Raw genomic sequence first — 15,464 nt, 5'->3', positions numbered from 1 at the left:
GAGGCCGTCAGAGTGCGACGGCATCCGGCTTGGTGGTGTAGCTCCGGCGTGTCTGCGCCTTGACGATGCGGTCCATCGTCCGCAGCGAGCGGTCGCCCAGGGCCAGCGCGGTGTCCACCCAGACCTCGGTGATGCCCATCAGCTCGTCGTAACCCACCGGCTGCGAGATGCCGCGCACCGCATTGAGGGCGATGTGCGCATGCGGTGCGCGCTGCTGCCGGCGGATCAGGTCCTCGACCGCGGCTTCGCCCTGGCCCTTGGGCACCAGCACGTCGACCACGCCCATCGCGTGCATCTCTTCGCTGGTGAACAGGTTGCCCTCCAGGATGATCCGCTCCGCGAGCTGCGGAGCCACGCGCTTGCTCAGGAACGAATACGCGCCCATGCCCGGGAAGAGGCCGAACAGCACTTCCGGCAGCCCCATCTGCACACCTTCCTCGGCGACGATGGTCTGGCAGGACAGGGCCAGCTCGAAGCCGCCGCCGAGAGCATCACCCTGGAGCAGCGCGATCATCCGCACGTCGCCGCCGAGACCGGTGTGGATGTGGTGGACGCCGTCGATGCACTTGCGCGCATAGGACAGCAGATGCTCGCGATCGCCGGCACGGATCAGCTGGGCGAACAGTGCGAGATCACCGCCCAGATTGAATGCGTCGGCATCGGAGGCGACCACCACGTGGCGCAGCCGACCCGGCTCGCGCTGGTGCTCGCGCAGGGTGATCGAGTTGAGGAAGCTCCACATGTCGTCCATCAGCCCCGGCCGGAAGCAGGGGCGATCGCCTGCTGCCAGCTGGCTGTGCATGTACATCCAGTGGACCTGGTTGGCGGGGTCCGATTCGACACGCATGTGCGGGTACGGACGGATGCGGAGCAGCTTTTCGATATTGGTCATTGGAAATCCCCTGTCGCTGGGACCCCGCCGGCCGGGCACCCGGAAGGGTCCCTCATGAATACAAATGCGCCCGATGAGCGCTTCTATGCGCTCATCGGGCGACAGGGGCAAGGACTTCAGCGGGCTCCCGGCTGAATGCCAAGCGGATCACGCTATTTTGGGACGGATATCACACTTTTGCGGGCTCGTCCCGAAGCTCACGGCGCAGGATCTTGCCGACATTGGTCTTCGGCAATTCGTCGCGGAATTCGACGATGCGCGGGTGCTTGTAGCCCGTGAGGTTCTCGCGGGCATGGGCCTTGACCTGGTCCGCAGTCAGCGACGGATCCTTGCGCACGATGACCACCTTGACCGCCTCGCCGGACTTGTCGTCGGGCACGCCGATCGCGGCGACCTCGAGCACGCCCGGCATCATCGCGATCACGTCCTCGATCTCGTTCGGATACACGTTGAAGCCCGAGACCAGGATCATGTCCTTCTTGCGATCGACGATGTAGAAGAAGCCGTCGGCATCCATCTTCGCCATGTCGCCGGTGTGCAGCCAGCCGTCGGCGTCGATCGCCTCGGCGGTGTCCTCGGGACGCTGCCAGTAGCCCTTCATCACCTGGGGACCGCGGATGCACAGCTCGCCGACCTCGCCGACCGGGAGTTCGGTGCCGGACTCGTCCTTGACGGCGGCCTCGGTCGACGGCACCGGCAGGCCGATGGCGCCGTTGTACTCGGCGAGTGTCATCGGGTTGATGCAGGCGGCCGGCGAGGTCTCGGTGAGGCCGTAGGCCTCGACCAGGGTCGTGCCGGTGACCGTCTTCCAGCGCTCCGCAACGGCGCGCTGCACCGCCATGCCGCCACCGAGCGTCAGATGCAGGCGCGAGAAATCCACCTCGTCGAAGCCCGGCGTGTTGAGCAGGCCGTTGAACAGGGTGTTGACGCCGGTGATGGCCGTCATCTGGATGCCCTTGAGCTCCTTGACGAAGCCCGGCATGTCGCGCGGGTTGGTGATCAGGTGGTTGTGGCCGCCGAACTTCATGAAGACCAGTCCGTTCGCCGTCAACGCGAAGATGTGATACAGCGGCAGCGCGGTGACGATCAGTTCCTCGCCGGGCTTGGCATTCGTGCCGATCCAGGCCGAGGCCTGCTGCATGTTCGCCACCATGTTGCGGTGGGTCAGCATCGCGCCCTTGGCCACGCCGGTGGTGCCGCCTGTGTACTGCAGGAACGCGATGTCGTCGAGCGTGATCGACACCTCCGGCAGCGTGTGCTTGGTGCCGCGCGACAGCGCCTCGCGGAAGCGGATGGCGCCGTGGATGCTGTACTCGGGCACCATCTTCTTGACGTGCTTGAGCACGAAATTGACGATCGGTCCCTTGGGGAACCCGAGCAGATCGCCCAGGCCGGTGGTGATGACCTGCTTGATCTGGGTGTCGGCGAGCACGTCCTGGACGGTCTTGCCGAAGTTGTCGAGCACCAGGATCGCCGCCGCGCCCGAGTCCACCAGCTGATGCCGCAGCTCGCGCGCGGTGTACATCGGATTGGTGTTGACGACCGTGAGGCCTGCACGCAGCACGCCGAAGATCGCAATCGGATACTGCAGACAGTTGGGCATCATGATCGCAACGCGATCACCCTTCTTGAGCTTCAGCTCGCCGAGCAGGTACTGGGCGAATTCCCGGCTGCGCGCATCGAGCTCGGCGTAGGTGATCGTCCGGCCCATGTTGGAGAACGCGGGCCGGTCGCGGAAGCGCGTGATCGCTTCTTCGAGTACGGCGGGAACCGAGCGGTATTCCTCGGGATCGATCTCCGCGGGTACGCCAGCCGGATAGTTCGCCAGCCACGGACGGTGTTGGGTCATGCAGTCCTCTCCCTGAAATCGAAGGCCGCCACTCGAAACGGTGTCGTGCCTGAACAATGTCGATCGATTGGAGCATAGCCCCCCCGGCGTAGCAAGGCGCCTCGGCGGGCGCCGCGCATGGATAATCATGTGGATTCGAATACGGGCGCGATGCGGATGACGAGCAATCGGAACGGGGTGTGGCCGGGCAACGCCGCCTGGCGCCAGGCGCGGCTCTGGGCGCTGGCGCTGGGGATGGCGATGCTGGCGTCGGCCTGTACCCGCACCGCGCCGGAGCAGGCGTTGCGGGACACGGTCGCGGAGATGCAGCAGTACATCGCGTCGCGCGATGCCTCGGCGCTGCATGCGCTGATCGACGAGGAGTTCGTCGGGCCCGAGGGCATGGACCGTCGCAGCGCGCGGCAGATGGCGACCGTCACGATGCTCCGTCACAGAAGCGTCGGCGTGACGTCCGGTCCGCTCGACGTGCAGTTGCAGGGCGACGACCGGGCCAGCGTGCGCACGACCGTCGTGCTTACCGGGGGCTCGGGCGCGGCGTTGCCCGACAGCGCCCGGGCCTACCGTATCGACAGCGCCTGGCGGCGCCGCGGCGACGACTGGCGGTTGCTGTCGCTGCACTGGGAGCCCGTGGGTCGCTAGCCCGGCGGGCGACCACTTCGAGTGCCGGACGACCCGGCGCGATGTCGGGCATTCCGCGCCGCGAACGCCCGGCGCGTTGCGCCGGGCCGGGCTTCCGCGCTCGCAGACGCGGCGTTACTACTTCTTCGCGGCCAACTGGCGCAGAACGTAGTGCAGCAGACCGCCGTGGCGGAAGTACTCCACCTCCTTGGGCGTCAGCAACAGAACGTCAACGTCGAAGCTCACCGTCTCGCCGTTGGCGCGCGTGGCAGTGACGCGCGCAGTGCGCGCCTTGCCGTCGTCGAGCCCGGTGATGTCGATCGTCTCCGAGCCGTCCAGGCCGTGCGTCTGGGCGTTTTCACCATCCTTGAACTGGCACGGAAGCACGCCCATGCCGACGAGGTTGGAGCGGTGAATGCGCTCGAAACTCTCGGCCACGACCGCGCGGATGCCGAGCAGGTTGGTGCCCTTGGCCGCCCAGTCCCGCGACGAGCCGGTACCGTATTCCTTGCCGGCGAACACGACCAGCGGCACGCCGTCGGCCTTGTACTTCTGCGCCGCGTCGTAGATCGCCAGCTTCTCCGGCTCGCCCTGGCCGAAGTAAAGCGTGTTGCCGCCTTCCTCGCCACCGAAGAACAGGTTCTTGATACGGATGTTGGCGAACGTGCCGCGCACCATGACGTCGTCGTTGCCGCGGCGCGAGCCGTAGCTGTTGAAGTCGGCCGGCTTCACACCGCGCTCCTGCAGGAAACGGCCTGCCGGTGAATCGCCCTTGATGTTTCCGGCCGGCGAGATGTGATCGGTGGTGATCGAATCGCCGAACAGGCCCATGATGCGCGCGCCGCGTAGGTCGTCGATCGTGCCGACGTCCATCGTCATGCCGTCGAAATACGGCGGGTTCTTAATGTAGGTCGAGGCGTCGTCCCACGCGTAGAGATCGCCGTCGGGCGATTCGATCGTGTTCCAGCGCGTGTCGCCCTTGAACACGTCGGCGTAGTTCTTCTTGAACATCTCCGGCCCGATGGTCTTTGCGATGAAGTCGCCGATCTCCTTGTTCGTCGGCCAGATGTCGCGCAGATACACCGGGTTGCCGTCCTGGTCCTTGCCCAGCGGATCATTCGTCAGGTCGATGTCGACCGTACCGGCGATCGCATAGGCGACGACCAGCGGCGGCGAGGCGAGGTAATTCATCTTGACCTCACCGTGGATGCGGCCTTCGAAGTTGCGGTTGCCCGACAGCACCGAGGCCACGGCCAGATCGTTCTCGGTGATGCCCTTCGATACCGCGTCCGGCAGCGGGCCGGAGTTGCCGATGCAGGTGGTGCAGCCGTAACCGACCACGTAGAAGCCCAGGGCTTCGAGGTCGTCCATGACGCCGGCTTTCTTGAGGTAGTCGGTGACCACCAGCGAGCCCGGCCCGAGTGAGGTCTTGACCCACGGCGCCGCCTTCAGGCCCTTGGCCGCGGCATTGCGCGCGAGCAGGCCGGCGCCGAGCATCACCGCCGGGTTCGAGGTGTTCGTGCACGAGGTGATCGCGGCGATGACCACCGAGCCGTCGGTCAGCTCGTGCTCGCCATCGTCGAGCGTGATCTTCGAGACCGGCCGCGCCGCGAGGCGCTCGGCCTGGGGCTGGCCGCCACCTTCCTTCTCGAAGCGGTCGACCTGCGGATCCTCACTGCCCGCAGCGTCACGCTTGGCGGTCAGCGGACCGACGTTGTCGCGGAAGTTCTGCTGCACCTTCTCCAGCAGCACGCGGTCCTGCGGGCGTTTCGGGCCGGCCAGCGACGGGCGCACCTCGGCCATGTCGAGCTCCAGCACGCTGCTGTACTCGGCTTCCGGCGCGCCGGGTTCGTGCCACAGCTGCTGCGCCTTGGCGTAGGCCTCGACCAGTGCGATCTGATCTTCGCTGCGGCCCGACAGGCGCAGATAGTTCAGCGATTCCTGGTCGATCGGGAAGATGCCGCAGGTCGCGCCGTATTCCGGCGCCATATTGCCGATCGTCGCGCGGTCGGCCAGCGGCAGGTGCTGCAGACCCTCGCCGAAGAACTCGACGAACTTGCCGACGACACCGTGCTTGCGCAGCATCTCGGTGACGGTCAGCACCAGATCGGTCGCAGTCGCGCCTTCCGGCAGGCGGCCCTTGAGCTTGAAGCCGACGACCTGCGGAATCAGCATCGACGACGGCTGACCGAGCATCGCGGCCTCGGCTTCGATACCGCCGACGCCCCAGCCGAGCACGCCGATGCCGTTGATCATCGTGGTGTGCGAATCGGTGCCGAACACCGTGTCGGGATAGGCCCAGGCGGTGCCGTCGCGGTCGGACGTCATCACCACGCGCGCGAGGTTCTCCAGGTTCACCTGGTGCACGATGCCGGTGTTGGGCGGCACCACCTTGAAGTTGTCGAACGCCTTCTGGCCCCAGCGCAGGAAGCCGTAGCGTTCCTTGTTGCGCTCGAATTCGATCTTGCCGTTGAGATCCAGCGCGTCCGGGCGTCCGAAGACGTCGACCTGCACCGAATGGTCGATGACCAGTTCGGACGGGATCAGCGGATTGATCTGCTCCGGGCGGCCGCCGAGCTTGACCACGGCGTCGCGCATCGCGGCCAGGTCGACGACGCAGGGCACGCCGGTGAAGTCCTGCAGCACCACGCGCGCGGGCATGAACGCGATCTCGGTGTCGGGCTGGGCCTTCGGATCCCACGTCGCCACCGCTTCGATGTGACGGGCGGTGACGCTCTCGCCGTCCTCGTTGCGCAGCAGGTTCTCCAGCAGGATCTTCAGCGAATACGGCAACCGCGCGATGTCGAAGCGGCCGCCGAGGGCAGGCAGGCTGGCGTAGGCGAGCCGGCGCCCGCCGACGTCGAGTTCGGCGTGGGTGGAGAAGGAATCGGTCATGCGTAGGCTCCTGTCGCGGGTGGCTGGCGATGACCCGGCAAGCGGGTCAGGGCGCGCGGAAACGGGGTCGACGCGCCGGGATCCAGGCGTATCGAGAACGGCAGTGTAGGCCGCGGCTCGTGGCGGAGATGTCATCACGCGCGACACACGCCGTTCGCGCGCCCGCGCCATCGCGGGCCGAGAGCGGTCGATCCAAGTGCGGCGCCCGCCTGGAGTATGCGCAGTCAGGTATGTATAATTCACGCATACCTGATCGGAGCCCGCCCATGGAAGCGACCGTTGCCGAACGTGGCCAGATCACCTTGCCCAAGGCCGTGCGCGATGCGCTCGGGTTGAGCAAGGGCACCATCCTCAAAGTCGAACTCGAAGGCAGCCGCATCGTGCTGCGCAAGAGTGTCGACGATGCGGTGTCGCGTGCCCGGGGCCGGTTCAAGCTGGAAGGGTTCGAGTCCACCGATGCGGCCATGCGCGCGGTGCGCGGGCAGGGCGCCGACGACGGAGACGCCAACCGGTGATCGCCGTCGATGCGCCGGTGCTGGTCGATCTGCTGACCGACGGCCCGCAGGCGGACGCCGCCGAGGCCTGCCTGCGCCAGTACTTGAGCGCCGGTCCGGTCGTCGTCTGCGATGTCGCACTGGCCGAGATCTGCGGCGCGCTGGCCGACGGCGCCGAGACGATGGCGGTGCTCGAGGACATGGGCGTGCGTTTCTCGGCGATCGAAGCCAAGTCGGCATTGCGCGCCGGCGAGATGCAGCGCCGGTCCTGGCAGCGCGGCGACATCGCCGGCCGGCCGTCGCGCGACTTTCTGGTCGGAGCGCATGCGCTGTTGCAGTGCAATGGCCTGATCACGCGGGACGACGCGTTCTTCCGCACGTATTTCAAGGGTCTCAAGCTGATCGTACCGTCGGCCTGAGACCGGTTATCCCGGTACCGCACGAATCTGGAGTTGTCGCATGTTGGAAGCCTACCGCCACCACGTTGCCGAGCGCGAAGCGCTGGGCATTCCACCGCTGCCGCTCGATGCGCAGCAGACCGCTGCCGTCATCGAACTGCTGAAGAATCCGCCGGCCGGTGAGGACGCGTTTCTTCTCGATCTGCTGACCCACCGCGTGCCGGCCGGCGTCGACGACGCCGCCAAGGTCAAGGCCTCGTACCTCGCCGCGATCGCGTTCGGCACCGAGTCGAACCCGCTGATCACCCGCGCGCGCGCCACCGAACTGCTGGGCACGATGCTCGGCGGCTACAACGTGCAGCCGCTGGTCGATCTGCTCGACGATGCGGATGTCGGCGCGATCGCGGCCGAAGCCCTCAAGCACACCCTGCTGGTGTTCGACGCGTTCCACGACGTCGAGGAGAAGTCCAAGGCTGGAAATGCCAACGCCAAGGCCGTGATCCAGAGCTGGGCCGATGCCGAGTGGTTCACCGGCAAGCCGGAAGTGCCGGCGTCGATGACGCTGACGGTGTTCAAGGTGCCGGGCGAGACCAACACCGACGACCTGTCACCGGCGCCGGACGCGACCACCCGTCCCGACATCCCGATGCACGCGCTGGCGATGCTGAAGAACGCGCGCGAAGGCGCGGCCTTCGTGCCGGAAGAAGACGGCAAGCGCGGTCCGATCCAGGCCATCCGCGATCTCAAGGAGAAAGGCCACCTGGTCGCCTACGTCGGTGACGTGGTCGGCACGGGTTCGAGCCGCAAGTCGGCGACCAACAGCGTGCTGTGGTGGACCGGCGAGGACATTCCGTTCATTCCGAACAAGCGCTTCGGCGGCGTCTGCCTGGGTTCGAAGATCGCGCCGATCTTTTACAACACGATGGAAGACGCCGGCGCGCTGCCGATCGAACTCGACGTCTCGCAGATGGAGCAGGGCGATGTGATCGAACTGCGTCCCTACGACGGCAAGGCGATCAAGGACGGCAATGTGATCGCCGAATTCCAGGTCAAGTCCGAAGTGCTGTTCGACGAAGTGCGCGCCGGTGGCCGCATTCCGCTGATCGTCGGCCGTGGCCTGACCGCCAAGGCGCGCGAGTCGCTGGGCCTGCCGACGCTGGAACTGTTCCGCCTGCCGCAGCAGCCGGTCAATACCGGCAAGGGCTTCTCGCTGGCGCAGAAGATGGTCGGCCGTGCGATCGGTCTGCCGGAAGGCCAGGGCGTCCGTCCGGGCACCTACTGCGAGCCGAAGATGACGTCCGTGGGGTCGCAGGACACCACCGGCCCGATGACGCGCGACGAACTCAAGGACCTCGCGTGCCTGGGTTTCAGCGCCGATCTCGTGATGCAGTCGTTCTGCCACACCGCGGCGTATCCCAAGCCGGTCGACGTCAAGACGCATCACACGCTGCCGGAGTTCATCTCCACGCGCGGCGGCATCTCGCTGCGTCCGGGCGACGGCATCATCCACAGCTGGCTCAACCGCATGCTGCTGCCCGACACCGTCGGTACCGGCGGTGACTCGCACACGCGCTTCCCGATCGGCATCTCGTTCCCGGCGGGCTCGGGTCTCGTCGCGTTCGCAGCGGCAACCGGCGTGATGCCGCTCGACATGCCGGAATCGGTGCTGGTCCGCTTCAAGGGCAAGATGCAGCCCGGCGTGACCCTGCGTGACTTGGTCAACGCGATTCCGCTGTACGCGATCAAGGCCGGTCTGCTGACCGTCGCCAAGCAGGGCAAAAAAAACATCTTCTCCGGCCGCATTCTCGAGATCGAAGGCCTGCCGGATCTGAAGGTCGAGCAGGCGTTCGAACTGTCCGACGCCTCGGCCGAGCGCTCTGCGGCCGGCTGCACGGTGCATCTCGACAAGGCGCCGATCATCGAATACATCACGTCGAACATCGTGATGCTGAAGTGGATGATCAGCGAAGGCTACGCCGACGCCCGTTCGATCCAGCGCCGCATCGAGAAGATGGAAGCCTGGCTCGCCGATCCGCAACTGCTCAAGGGCGACGCCGATGCCGAGTACGCCGCGGTCATCGAGATCGACCTGGCCGACGTGCACGAGCCGATCGTCGCGTGCCCGAACGATCCGGACGACGTGAAGACGCTGTCCGACGTGGCGGGTGCGGCCATCGACGAAGTGTTCATCGGTTCGTGCATGACCAACATCGGCCACTTCCGCGCCGCGTCGAAGCTGCTCGAAGGCAAGCGCGACATCCCGACCAAGCTGTGGGTCGCGCCGCCGACCAAGATGGACGCTGCCGAGCTGACCAAGGAAGGCCATTACGGCACCTTCGGCGCCGCCGGTGCGCGCATGGAAATGCCGGGCTGCTCGCTGTGCATGGGCAATCAGGCGCAGGTGCGCGAAGGCGCGACGGTGTTCTCCACGTCGACCCGTAACTTCCCGAACCGTCTGGGCCGTAATTCGAACGTGTATCTGGGTTCGGCGGAGCTCGCCGCGATCTGCTCGCGCCTGGGCCGCATTCCGACCAAGGCCGAATACATGGCCGACATCGGTGTGCTCGATGCATCGGCGAACGAGATCTACCGCTACATGAACTTCGACCAGATTTCGGAGTACGTGGACGCGGGCGAGAAGACCGCGGCCTGAGGCTGCACTTGCCGGATGTCTGCCCCGGCAGGCAGCCGGCGTCACGCCATGGTCCGCACTGACATCGGGTCAGTGACCGGACCAGGCGCCGCATCGTGGATCAGTGTCGCGATGCGCGGTCGCAGACAAAAAGGCATCCGGCGTACCGGATGCCTTTTTCTTTTTTGTGTGTGATCGCGCGCAGATGCGTGTCGCGGAATCCGCAGACTCTGCTCAGTCGCGGGCGAGGGCCAGCAGGCGCGCGGCGATCTCGTCCAGGGCCAGCACCTCCTGCGCGGCACCCAGGCGCACGGCCGCGCCCGGCATGCCCCAGACCACGCTGGTGGCCTCGTCCTGGGCGAGGGTGGCCGCGCCTGCGTGGCGCAGTTCCAGCAGGCCGCGCGCGCCGTCGTCGCCCATGCCGGTGAGGATCGCGGCGACCGCGTTGCTGCCCGCGGCCTGAGCGACCGAACGGAACAGCACATCGACCGCAGGGCGGTGCCGGTTGACCGGCGGACCGTCGTCGAGACGGCAGCGCCAGCGCGCACCGTCGCGCACGACGCGCAGGTGATGATCGCCCGGCGGCAGATAGGCGTGTCCCGGCAGGATCATTTCGCCGTCCCGCGCTTCACGCACCAGCATGGGCGAATGCTTGTCCAGACGCTCGACGAAGGCGCGACTGAAGCTCGCGGGGATGTGCTGGGTGAGCACGATCGCAGGCGCATCGGGGGGCATGCGCTCCAGGACGACACGGATCGCCTCGGTGCCCCCGGCAGACGCGCCGATCGCGATCAACCGGTCGGTGGTGCGGAAGCGGGTGGCGACCGGGCCCGAGTCGGCCACGGCATCGAGGCGGACCACAGGCCGCGCCGCGCCGCCGGACGGACGCACACGGGCCCGCGCCGCGGCCTTGACCTTGGCCGTGATCTCACCGGCGTACTCACCCAGGCCCTGGGCCAGGCCGGCCTTGGGCTTGGTGACGAAATCGACCGCGCCCAGCGCCAGTGCCTGCAGCGTGATGTCGGCGCCGCGTTCGGTCAGCGACGACACCATCACCACCGGCATCGGCCGCAGCCGCATCAGGTTCTCGAGAAACGCAAGCCCGTCCATCCGCGGCATCTCGACGTCGAGCGTCAGCACATCGGGGTTGAGCCGCTTGATCTTCTCGCGGGCGAGCAGGGGATCGGCCGCCGTGCCGACGACCTCGATCTCCGGATCCTGGGCGAGGATCTCGCTCAGCAGCTGGCGGACGACCGCCGAGTCGTCGACCACGAGCACTTTGCACCGGCTCATTCGAACAGTTCCACGCCGCCGCTGACCGGCGTCTTCGACAGACGCGCGCGCACCGCGGTTTCGGCGGCCAGCACTTCGGCCTCGTGTGCATGCGGCAACCGGTTGACCATCACCTTGCCGGTCTGCGGGAAGAACCACACCTTACGCGGATGGATCCCACGCAGGTCCTCGGCGACGACCGGGATCTGTTCGGCATCGAGGTAGGCGAGTACGAACTCGGCGTTGCGCGTGCCCACCGGATTGCTGGTGAACCCCTTGAGCACATTCGCGCCGCCGAAGACCTTGGCCTCCAGCCGCCGGCGGCTCGCACCGCGCTTGAGCAGCTCGTTGATCAGCAGTTCCATCGCGTAGCTGCCGTATCGCGCTGGCGCGCCGTCGCCGACGTTGCCGTCAGGCAGCATGAAGTGGTTCATGCCGCCGAGCTGGAGCAGCGGATCGCGCACGCAGGCGGCGATGCAGGAACCGAGCACGGTGACCAGCGCCGTGCCGTCATCGACTACCAGGTACTGGGTCGGCAGCAGTTTGGCGGCCGGCACCTTGAACTGCGGGTCGCGATACCGCAGCACGTCGTCGCTGAGCGCAGCGCGACTCATGCCGCGTCCGTCCCCAGGTTGCGCCGGTACAGCGTACGGCCGCAGGGCCGGATCAGATCGGCGGCATGCAGATAGTTTTCCGAGTGCCCGGTATAGAGCAGGCTGTCGGCGTCCATGTGGGTCACCACGCGCGAGAGGATGGCGCGTTGCGTCGGCTTGTCGAAATAGATCATCACGTTGCGGCAGAACACGGCCGTGAACGGCCCGCCGATGTCGTAGCGCGGCGCGAGCAGGTTCAGTGGACGGAAGTCGATCAGGGCGCGCAGCGCCGGATGCACGCGGCACTGGCCGTCGTTCGGGCCCGTGCCGCGCTGGAAGAACCGCCGGCGACGCTCGATGTCGAGCCCGGCGACGCGTTCGAGCGGATAGACGCCGCGCTGGGCCGTCGTCAGCACCTGGGTGTCGATGTCGGTCGCCAGGATGCGCACCGGCGGCGTCATCGTGCCGAAGGTCTCGCAGGCGGTGATCGCGATCGAATACGGCTCCTCGCCGGTCGACGCCGCGCACGACCACAGCGCCAGCGGCGCACGTGTCGACGCGCCGGCAGCGGCCATCTGGGTGTGCAGATGCTCGAAATGATGCGGTTCGCGGAAGAACGCGGTCAGGTTGGTGGTCAGCGCGTTGGTGAACGCCTGCCACTCGTCGCCGCTGCCGTCGCGTTCCAGCAGATCGAGGTACGTCGCGAACTCGGTCAGGCCAAGCGCCCGCAGGCGGCGCGACAGACGGCCGTAGACCATGTCGCGCTTGCTGTCGACCAGCGCGATGCCGGCCCGGTCGTGGATCAGCTGGCACACGCGGCGGAAATCGCGATCGGAGAACGCGAAGTCACGCTTGGCGGTCGGCGGGTGGGGCAGGGTCGCAGCCATGGGGCCGGGGCTCGGGCAGGGGATCTGCAGCGATATCGACCCCGGCAGCGGAAAGTTGACCGTGCCGGGGCGAGGTTCAAGGCGTCGTGTTCAGAACTCGGCCCATTCGGCCTCGAGGGCATCGACGGCCGCCGGCACCGGCTTGACGACCGCAGGCCGCCTGGCCGGTGGCGTCGGCCGGCGTGTGGCCACCGGCGCCGCGGGCGATGCCCGGCGTGCCGGGGCCGGGGCCGGTGCCGTCCGCACCACGGCATGTGCAGCCGCCTGGGGCGCCTGGACCCGGAAGATCGCCACGGTCTCGCTGAGCGCGGCGGCCTGTTCCTCCATCGCCCGCGCCGCGGCCGAGGCTTCCTCGACCAGCGCGGCGTTCTGCTGCGTGGTCTCGTCCATCTGGGTAATGGTCTGGTTGACCTGGTCGATGCCGGACGCCTGCTCCTGCGACGCGGCCGCGATCTCGGACATGATGTCGGTCACGCGCTGTACCGAGGCGACGATCTCGCCCATGGTCTTGCCCGCCTGGCCGGCCAGCGCCGCGCCGTCGGACACCTTGCTGGTCGAATCGTCGATCAGGCCCTTGATCTCCTTCGCCGCCTGCGCGCTGCGCTGGGCGAGCGTGCGCACTTCCGAAGCGACGACCGCGAAGCCGCGGCCCTGTTCGCCGGCACGCGCGGCTTCGACCGCCGCGTTGAGCGCCAGGATGTTGGTCTGGAACGCGATGCCGTCGATGACCGAGATGATGTCGCCGATCCTGCGCGAGGACTTCTCGATGTCGGCCATCGTGGTCACCACCTGGCCAACGACGTCACCGCCCTGCGAGGCGACCGTGGCCGCGCCGATCGCCAACTGGTTGGCCTGGCGGGCGTGGTCGGCGTTCTGGCGCACGGTGGAGGTCAGTTCCTCCATCGAAGCCGCGGTTTCTTCCAGGTTCGCGGCCTGCTGTTCGGTACGGCGAGACAGGTCGTTGTTGCCGGACGCGATCTCAGACGATGCGGTGCCGATGGCGCCCGAGGCGTCCTGGATGCGCGCGACGATGCTGGTGAGCTGGGCGACGGTGGCGTTGGCGTCGTCGCGCATCTTCGCGAACACGCCTTCGAACGCGCCGTCCATGCGCACGGTCAGGTCGCCCTGGGCCAGTGCGGTCAACACCACGGACACCTGATCCAGGCTGCTCGCATTCGCGTCGAGCAGGCTGTTGAGCTGGTGGGCGAGCTGCAGCAGGAAGCCCTGCTTGCCTTCGGTGGCGATGCGCCCGCTGAGGTCGCCGGCCGCGGCCGCCGACACGATCCGCGAGACTTCGGCCTCCACCGAGACCTCGTCCGTGCGATCCGCCCACTCAACGACGAAGCCTTCGGAGCGGCCGTCGGCATCGACGATCGGGCTGATCACCAGGCGCATCGTGCGTCCGCCCACCCGGATCTGTGCGCGGTGGGTGTCGCGCAGTTTCGCGAGCATCGCGGCCTGGTGCTCGGGCGCCTTGTGGAAGCCGTCGATGTTGGTGCCGACCAGCGACCGGGCATCGAAGTCGGGCAGATCGCGGCGCAGATCCTCCTGCGCCTCCGCCAGCATCTCCTGCAGCGGACGGTTGACGTAGATGATGTCGCGCGCACTGTCGGCGATCATCACGTTGGTGGTCACGCTGTCGAGTGCGGTGCGGATGCGCAGGCTGTCGCGGGCGATGGCCTGATCGCGTTCGGCGCGCTGTCGCAGCCCGTCCTGCATGCGCGCGAGCGCCTGCAGCAGCTGTGCGGTCTCGTCGTGCCCGCTGCTGGTGATGGCCGCGTCCAGGTCACCGGCCGCGACGCGGTCGGCGATCGCGATGGCCCGGCCCAGCGGACGTGACACCAGCCGGCGGCTGGCGGCGACGAGCGCGACGACCAGCACGACCAGCGCCAGTAGGGAGATGCCGGCGATCTTCCAGCGCATCGCGGCGAGCGCGGTTTCTGCATGCTGGCGCGGCTTGACCGCCAGCAGCACCCAGTTCCACGGCGCGAACGCGATGGCGTGCACGTCGGCTGCGGCAGGCTCGGCCGTACCGTCGGCCGACAGCGCGAGGCGGGCGTCGCCGTCGGCGCCGGCCAGCAGCGCCGCCAGCGCGTCACGCTGCGCCGTCGGCGCCAGCGCCAGCACGTCGCCGGTCGTGCCCGCGGGATGGGACACCAGCGTGGCGCCCTCCGCGCCGCGCTCCACGACCAGGATGTAGCCGTCGTCGCCGATGCGGGTCTCGCGCAGACGCGAGGTCAGGGCGGCGAGGCCGTCGGTGTAGTCGAGCCCGATGAACAGGCTGCCGACCACGTCGCCTGCGGCATCGCGCAGGGGCCGGTAGTGCGTCATGTAGTCGCGACCGAACAGGCGCGCGCGTCCGGTGTACGACTCGCCAGCCAGCAGGCGCGCGAGCGCGGGATGTGCGGGGTCGAGCGCGGTGCCGACGACGCGTTCGCCGGCATCGTTGGTCAGCGAGGTGGTCACGCGCACCAGGCCGTCGCCGTCGCGGGCGAAGATCGTGGCCACCGCGCCGGTGTTCTCGGTGAAGCGGTCGACGCTGTCGAAATCGAGGTTGGCGACGCGCGAGCCGAAGGCCAGACGCGGCGTGTCGCGTTCGCCGATGCGCACGGCACGTGCGGGGTCGAGAACGGGTGCCGCCGGCGGGAGCAGGGCGGCGAAGGCGCTGCCGAGACGTTCGGTGTTGTCGGCCAGCGTGCGCTCGTACAGCGCGACGCTGTCGCCGACGGTGGAGACGGTATCGGCCAGCGACAGGCGCGCTTCACGCTCGTAGACGGCAGCGGAATCACGGTAGACGAGGATCGCGAGCAGCAGCAGGCAGAAGCCGGCGACCAGGGTGGCCGCGACCGAAAGCTTGGTCCCGATCGTGGCGCGTTGCAGACGTGTGTTCATGGAACGCTCTTGCCCGGCATGGGCGGGTGGGTGGACACCCTT

The 15,464-nt window shown here is 67.8% G+C and carries 11 protein-coding genes; 4 read left to right on the top strand and 7 right to left on the bottom strand.

The genetic code is table 11. From position 1 onward, the window contains the following. Positions 1-7 precede the first annotated feature (7 nt). Both ACF3M1_RS09030 and ACF3M1_RS09025 read right to left on the bottom strand, forming a co-directional pair. Complete coding sequence (locus tag ACF3M1_RS09030) at positions 8-892, bottom strand: crotonase/enoyl-CoA hydratase family protein (protein WP_393999918.1); 885 nt, start codon at positions 890-892, stop codon at positions 8-10. A gap of 169 nt (positions 893-1,061) precedes the next feature. After that, positions 1,062-2,741 (bottom strand): long-chain fatty acid--CoA ligase, encoded by a 1,680-nt coding sequence (locus ACF3M1_RS09025; protein WP_393999916.1) that lies wholly within the window; start codon positions 2,739-2,741, stop codon positions 1,062-1,064. Between the two features lie 156 nt (positions 2,742-2,897). Here ACF3M1_RS09025 and ACF3M1_RS09020 point away from each other — a divergent pair, with 156 nt between their 5' ends. Then, positions 2,898-3,380: a nuclear transport factor 2 family protein gene (locus ACF3M1_RS09020; protein ID WP_393999914.1), complete on the top strand. Its 483-nt coding sequence runs from the start codon at positions 2,898-2,900 to the stop codon at positions 3,378-3,380. Between the two features lie 117 nt (positions 3,381-3,497). Here the strand turns inward: ACF3M1_RS09020 and acnA are convergent, their stop codons facing one another. Further along, the gene (gene acnA / locus ACF3M1_RS09015; protein ID WP_393999912.1) at positions 3,498-6,254 is read right to left on the bottom strand and encodes an aconitate hydratase AcnA; all 2,757 of its coding nucleotides are present in this window, start codon (positions 6,252-6,254) and stop codon (positions 3,498-3,500) included. Positions 6,255-6,520: 266 nt separating this feature from the next. Here acnA and ACF3M1_RS09010 point away from each other — a divergent pair, with 266 nt between their 5' ends. From ACF3M1_RS09010 to acnB, 3 genes are read left to right on the top strand one after another with little or no spacing between them, the layout of a single operon-like run. After that, positions 6,521-6,769, top strand: a complete 249-nt coding sequence (locus tag ACF3M1_RS09010; protein WP_393999911.1) for an AbrB/MazE/SpoVT family DNA-binding domain-containing protein — start codon at positions 6,521-6,523, stop codon at positions 6,767-6,769. Next, positions 6,766-7,167, top strand: coding sequence for a type II toxin-antitoxin system VapC family toxin (locus ACF3M1_RS09005; protein ID WP_393999909.1), 402 nt, complete (start codon positions 6,766-6,768; stop codon positions 7,165-7,167). Before ACF3M1_RS09010 ends, ACF3M1_RS09005 begins: the two co-directional genes overlap by 4 nt. A 40-nt stretch (positions 7,168-7,207) precedes the next feature. Continuing rightward, positions 7,208-9,799 carry a bifunctional aconitate hydratase 2/2-methylisocitrate dehydratase gene (acnB, locus tag ACF3M1_RS09000; RefSeq protein ID WP_393999907.1) on the top strand — a complete coding sequence of 864 codons (2,592 nt, stop codon included), beginning with the start codon at positions 7,208-7,210 and terminating at the stop codon, positions 9,797-9,799. A 213-nt stretch (positions 9,800-10,012) separates the two neighbouring features. Here acnB and ACF3M1_RS08995 read toward each other — a convergent pair whose 3' ends face one another. The 4 genes from ACF3M1_RS08995 to ACF3M1_RS08980 form a co-directional block, all read right to left on the bottom strand. Beyond that, positions 10,013-11,071 (bottom strand): chemotaxis response regulator protein-glutamate methylesterase, encoded by a 1,059-nt coding sequence (locus tag ACF3M1_RS08995; protein WP_393999905.1) that lies wholly within the window; start codon positions 11,069-11,071, stop codon positions 10,013-10,015. Further along, positions 11,068-11,664 (bottom strand): chemoreceptor glutamine deamidase CheD, encoded by a 597-nt coding sequence (gene cheD, locus ACF3M1_RS08990; RefSeq protein WP_393999903.1) that lies wholly within the window; start codon positions 11,662-11,664, stop codon positions 11,068-11,070. The genes ACF3M1_RS08995 and cheD overlap by 4 nt, the downstream gene beginning before the upstream one ends. Next, positions 11,661-12,530 carry a CheR family methyltransferase gene (locus tag ACF3M1_RS08985; RefSeq protein WP_393999901.1) on the bottom strand — a complete coding sequence of 290 codons (870 nt, stop codon included), beginning with the start codon at positions 12,528-12,530 and terminating at the stop codon, positions 11,661-11,663. Before ACF3M1_RS08985 ends, cheD begins: the two co-directional genes overlap by 4 nt. 90 nt (positions 12,531-12,620) lie before the next feature. Then, entirely contained in the window at positions 12,621-15,422 is a 2,802-nt protein-coding gene (locus tag ACF3M1_RS08980; protein ID WP_393999899.1) for a Cache 3/Cache 2 fusion domain-containing protein, read from the bottom strand. Positions 15,423-15,464: the final 42 nt, after the last annotated feature.

This window comes from Luteimonas sp. WGS1318, from assembly GCF_043187535.1.
Lineage (GTDB): Bacteria > Pseudomonadota > Gammaproteobacteria > Xanthomonadales > Xanthomonadaceae > Luteimonas.
Note: the sequence above shows the minus strand (reverse complement) of the source record. Positions and strands in the feature narration are given on the sequence as shown.

Excerpts from the sequence above, each read along its gene's own strand:
- ACF3M1_RS09030 (WP_393999918.1), bottom strand. The coding sequence starts at position 892 with ATGACCAATATCGAAAAGCTGCTCCGCATCCGTCCGTACCCGCACATG.
- ACF3M1_RS09025 (WP_393999916.1), bottom strand. The coding sequence starts at position 2,741 with ATGACCCAACACCGTCCGTGGCTGGCGAACTATCCGGCTGGCGTACCC.
- ACF3M1_RS09020 (WP_393999914.1), top strand. The coding sequence starts at position 2,898 with ATGACGAGCAATCGGAACGGGGTGTGGCCGGGCAACGCCGCCTGGCGC.
- acnA (WP_393999912.1), bottom strand. The coding sequence starts at position 6,254 with ATGACCGATTCCTTCTCCACCCACGCCGAACTCGACGTCGGCGGGCGC.
- ACF3M1_RS09010 (WP_393999911.1), top strand. The coding sequence starts at position 6,521 with ATGGAAGCGACCGTTGCCGAACGTGGCCAGATCACCTTGCCCAAGGCC.
- acnB (WP_393999907.1), top strand. The coding sequence starts at position 7,208 with ATGTTGGAAGCCTACCGCCACCACGTTGCCGAGCGCGAAGCGCTGGGC.
- ACF3M1_RS08995 (WP_393999905.1), bottom strand. The coding sequence starts at position 11,071 with ATGAGCCGGTGCAAAGTGCTCGTGGTCGACGACTCGGCGGTCGTCCGC.
- cheD (WP_393999903.1), bottom strand. The coding sequence starts at position 11,664 with ATGAGTCGCGCTGCGCTCAGCGACGACGTGCTGCGGTATCGCGACCCG.
- ACF3M1_RS08985 (WP_393999901.1), bottom strand. The coding sequence starts at position 12,530 with ATGGCTGCGACCCTGCCCCACCCGCCGACCGCCAAGCGTGACTTCGCG.
- ACF3M1_RS08980 (WP_393999899.1), bottom strand. The coding sequence starts at position 15,422 with ATGAACACACGTCTGCAACGCGCCACGATCGGGACCAAGCTTTCGGTC.